A 4,588-nucleotide genomic window follows, 5' to 3' on the forward strand; every position below is an offset into this window, starting at 1 on the left:
GAAATGGGGCGAAAGTCTGTGGACTCTGTGTAAGACAGTACATGGTTTTTTAACTGTGGTATGCGACGGTGGTGGAAGCAGAAACTTAAATCGTGAGGTTTAGGAATCGCCGCACTTTTAGGGCGGCGAGGATGTCAACTCCAATTGATCACCCCTGCGCCACCAACCCTGTAGATAATTAGCATCGGGATCGTAGAGATAATATTCTTCTACGCCAAAACGCTGATAAAATTGCCATTTTCGGCGCATTTCCGCTTTTGTGTTGCCCGGAGAGAGAATTTCAAAGACCACCTGCGGCGCAATCTCGTCCTCTAACCATTGCTTATAGGAACCTCGATCGCCCTTGGGTCTGCCAAACACCACCATAGCATCCGGCGCTTGACAAGTTTTATTATCCCCTTCGACCGGATACCACAACAGATCGCCGGCGATAAACACATGGTCATTCTCTGCGAATAAACATTCGAGATTTTCCTTAATCGTCACAATCCAGCGAAATTGTTTGGTATTATCGGCCATCGGTTTACCATCACTATCGGGATAGATAATCTCCGACTCAGAGAAAGATTGGGCTTTTACCATCGTTCTACTCCCTAGCGTACTAACTATTTAGTATAACATTAAATTCCCTGACGAAAGAGGGCAAAGGCCGAGGTATAACCGTGTAAAAAAGTGCGACCAGCCACCGGCCCGATTTCTCCATTGCAAAAGAAACCGGCGAGGGGAACATTGGCGAAATAACGCTGAAAAAGACCCGAATCAAAGTCGGGTTTTTCGTAGAGATTTTCCCCGCGACCGAGACAGGAAAAGATTAAAGCCCCTAGTACCTCTGAACTATTAGGTCTTTCTTGGGGAAAAGCTTGCAAAAGTAATTCTAAATCTAGGGCGGAAGTGTCGGCATCGCGCAGGTGAAATTGTACCCGCTGCCCCGGACGAACTCGATCGCCAATTGCGATCGCACCTTGACGAGGATCTACTCCCAAAACACTGCGAATTAAGAAATCCCCGGCCCGCAACTGCATTTTAAACTCATCCCTAGCAATACCGATAAAAAGGGAGTTTTGCACTAATTCTCGGTCTTTTTCCCTTAAGGAGGGGATTAAATCCCGCAGTAGGTTTAAAGGTGGTTGGGGAGTCCCATCGGCCCCTTTACCGGTCATGGAGATGATAATATTGCGTTCTCCCTCACTCACCTGATAAATCGGTCCGATGGGACGACAACCCTGGGCGACGATAGTTTCGACGATAATATTGCCAGAAAGGGCGATTCCTACGGTTCCCTGACGATAGAGATAGCTATTACGCGGTTTTTGTTGATCGTGGTAGAATAGACCCCCAGAACGTTCGATCATGCCACCACTGACCAAACCGCCGATTTTGGCCGAACCGGGGTAGGCAAAATCTAAACCCTCTAACAAATCATTGATGCGACTGGAAAAAGGATCGGCTAAAAGGATAAATTGAGGATTTTTGGCCGCTTCTACCCCTAATAATTCTGTCCAACTAGAGGGGGAACTGTCGAGATCGGGCATTTCCGCCGCTTCGATATAGAAGGGCTGCACTTCCACATCGGGCAAATGGGCGACGGTGAGACTTAAAGCCGGACTCGCTTCGATTTCTCGCGCTTTTTCCCTGTCACCCATGCCGACAATCCCCGCCCCACCGCAGCCGATCAGCACAGGAACAGGGAGTTTATCCAAGATTAAGGGAACTAAACGGGGATAGTCGCTGGCATAGGCAGAAGAAATAAAAATTATGGCTAGATCTGCCGATCCAACTAACTTATCTGTCACTTTTTCCACTACTTCCGTCACCGCTGCTTCTAGGGAGGGACGGGTTGATAGGGCATTAATCCACTCGATGCGATCGCTCATGTTTCTTGACCCCAAATTTGGTCTCAATGGTCAAAGATGATCATCTTAACAATAAATTAACCTAAAAATCCTATCCGCGCCCCTAGATGGCGCAATAAATTGTAGAATTGTCATGACGTGAGCCAATAAGGCCGCAAGGGATTGTCAGTTATTTTAATCATATTTAATCTTAAAATAGAGAATTGTCCCCGCTAAGATAAAAGTAACAAAATTAGCAATAATAATCGGTTTACTGTTCATATAAAGGCCGTAGATGAGCCAAAGAAAAACCCCCAGACAAAAGCAAATAAACATAGTTAAGGACAAGTCCTTAGCCGAACGATAACGCCAAGTTTTAATCACTTGGGGTAAAAAAGATACAGTGGTTAATATTCCCGCCACGATCCCGATTAGTTCAATAATATTCACCGATTATCCTCTTGGCTCAGTTTCTCTCATTTTAAACTGTTGACTATCTAAATTGCTGGTTAAGACGGATCTCTCGACATCATCGGGTAAAGTGTTGGTAAATGTGACATTTTTTCCCATTGTTTCTATTGAGCGACTACTATCACCGAAGTGCCGATTTTTACCTTTTCAAATAAAGCTTTTATATCTCGATCGCGCATCCTGACGCAACCGTGGGAGACGGCCTGGCCGATGAGATTTTCTTGGGGTGTACCGTGAAAACCGATAAAATTGGCACCATCGGTCCAAAATCCAATCCAACGAGCCCCTAAGGGGTTGTTTTTTCCCGATGGCACCAGTTGACCAGTGAAAGGATGTTCCCAGACTGGTTCCCGCACCATCTGAATCACCCTAAATTGTCCCGTCGGGGTTTCCCAACCCGGACGACCGATCGCCACTGGGTAAGAAGCGATTATTTTCTGTCCTTGGTAAACAAAAACTCGTCTTTTTTTTAAATTCAGCAGCAAACGGGTTTCCGTTCGAGTTACCGTGGTTGCGGGAAAGGAATTGACGGGACTAATGGGGGGATTGAGGAAAAATTCCCCTATTCCTAGACATAAACAGAGAATTGGCAGAAAAACTCGCATCTGATAGCAGCAAAGTCAAGATTTTTTATCTGCATTCTAATCTGATTGTGATGAGATAAAACCAAAGTCGATAGGACGATCCCGAGGGGGAAGGATAAAATCGCCGTCGAGTTGGGCTAATTCGGTTACACTAATCTATAGCTGGAATATTAACTTTTGTAACTATGACCGCCGCTATTGCTCTCGATCGCGTTTCTAAAATCTATAATAATCTCCCGGTAGTTAACGAGCTTTCCTTTGCCATCGAAAAAGGGGAAATCTTTGGTTTACTCGGTCCCAACGGTGCGGGAAAATCGACGACAATCCGCATGATTATCACTCTAACCGAAGCAAGTCAAGGAGAAATCGAAGTGGCGGGGTATGATGTGAAAAAATACCGCGATCAGGTGAAGAAAAATATTGGGGTAGTCTTACAACAGATTAGCGTTGATGGGGAATTAACCGTCTGGGAAAATATGGAATTTCACGGCCGGATGCACCATATCCCCAATCCCCAGAGACAGGAATTAATTGATCGCTATTTAGATTATGTCAGTTTAAGCGATCGAAAATCTGCCCTTGCCAAAACTCTTTCCGGAGGGATGAAACGACGTTTACAGATTGCTCGCGCTCTTCTTCACGAACCAAAAATACTCTTTCTCGATGAACCAACTGTCGGTTTAGACCCCCAAAATCGTCGTCGTTTGTGGGAAGTAATTCGCGATTTAAACCGGCAAGGAATGACAATTTTATTAACCACTCACTACATGGAAGAAGTGGAATTTCTCTGTCAGGATAACGCCACGGGAAACCCAGGCAGAATTGGCATTATGGACGCAGGCAAATTAATCGAATTAGGAACTCTAACGGATTTTCGCACTAAGTATGGCGAGGGTTTAGTTATCAAACAAGTTGGCGATAAAATCGATTATAAATTCTTCCCCACTGTGGCCGATGCTAACTCTTATCTGGACACTTTGAGCGATAAAACTGGGGTAATGTGTCGTCCTTCCAACCTCGAAGATATATTCGTGGAACTCACGGGACATCAATTAGATTAAATTCTTGTTTTGGCCGTTAGGAAGTTGTTCAGTTATCGGTTTTTGACTCCGGTTTTTCTGAGATTAGCTGTGTTTAAATCGGCATCTATTTTATTGGCAAACCTGCTAGAGTCTAGGTCAATTAGCTGAGGCTATCCCTAAAAACCGAGTTCGACCCTAAAAAAAGAGGCTTTTAGCGGTTTTAAAGCTTTTTGAGCCGGATAAATGGCCTAGTAGGGGAACTTTTTCCCGAGAGGGAGAGTCGTCGGGAACTGGATAAAAACTAGAGTCCTCCCTCGATCGATAGACAAAATTGACGGTAATCGTTTAGAATAAAGCACTGAATACTGACGAGATGATAATTATCCCTATGACCGATCTCCAAGCAAAAACTAGATGGTCAACAGCGCGGCGATATTACGAATTGCTTAGTGTTTTAGTGGAACGTAATCTCAAGGGACGCTATCGGGGTTCTTTTCTGGGGGTTTACTGGTCTTTGTTAAATCCCCTGATTATGACGGCACTATACACGGCAATTTTCGGCACGGTTTTCGCCTCTTATTTTGATAATTCTATAGTTAACTATGTCCTAGCGGCTTTCACTGGTTTAGTAGTAATAAATTTTTTTAATGCTTCCACTAACCAAGCTTTACCTAGTATC

Annotated in this window: 5 protein-coding genes and 1 pseudogene; 2 read left to right on the plus strand and 4 right to left on the minus strand. The window is 44.6% G+C overall.

Annotated elements, in window-relative coordinates:
• Positions 1–135: 135 nt before the first annotated feature.
• The 4 genes and pseudogenes from PX484_RS22115 to PX484_RS22130 all read right to left on the minus strand — a co-directional run.
• Positions 136–582, minus strand: a pseudogene (locus PX484_RS22115) (Uma2 family endonuclease); the annotation flags it as partial.
• Between the two features lie 38 nt (positions 583–620).
• Complete coding sequence (locus PX484_RS22120; protein WP_287766402.1) at positions 621–1,874, minus strand: FIST signal transduction protein; 1,254 nt, start codon at positions 1,872–1,874, stop codon at positions 621–623.
• A gap of 153 nt (positions 1,875–2,027) precedes the next feature.
• On the minus strand, positions 2,028–2,282 hold the full coding sequence (locus PX484_RS22125) for a SemiSWEET transporter (RefSeq protein WP_002739519.1): 255 nt from the start codon (positions 2,280–2,282) through the stop codon (positions 2,028–2,030).
• A 125-nt stretch (positions 2,283–2,407) separates the two neighbouring features.
• Complete coding sequence (locus PX484_RS22130) at positions 2,408–2,908, minus strand: L,D-transpeptidase (RefSeq protein ID WP_130757564.1); 501 nt, start codon at positions 2,906–2,908, stop codon at positions 2,408–2,410.
• 164 nt (positions 2,909–3,072) lie between these two features.
• Between PX484_RS22130 and PX484_RS22135 the strand changes: the two genes are divergently transcribed.
• A complete protein-coding gene (locus PX484_RS22135; protein WP_287671290.1) occupies positions 3,073–3,948 on the plus strand; it encodes an ABC transporter ATP-binding protein in 876 nt (291 codons plus the stop codon).
• Between the two features lie 349 nt (positions 3,949–4,297).
• Positions 4,298–4,588 (plus strand): ABC transporter permease (locus PX484_RS22140; protein ID WP_288105509.1); only part of this gene is annotated, 291 nt, incomplete at its 3' end.

Source organism: Microcystis sp. M49636_WE2 (genome assembly GCF_030065375.1).
Lineage (GTDB): Bacteria > Cyanobacteriota > Cyanobacteriia > Cyanobacteriales > Microcystaceae > Microcystis > Microcystis aeruginosa_C.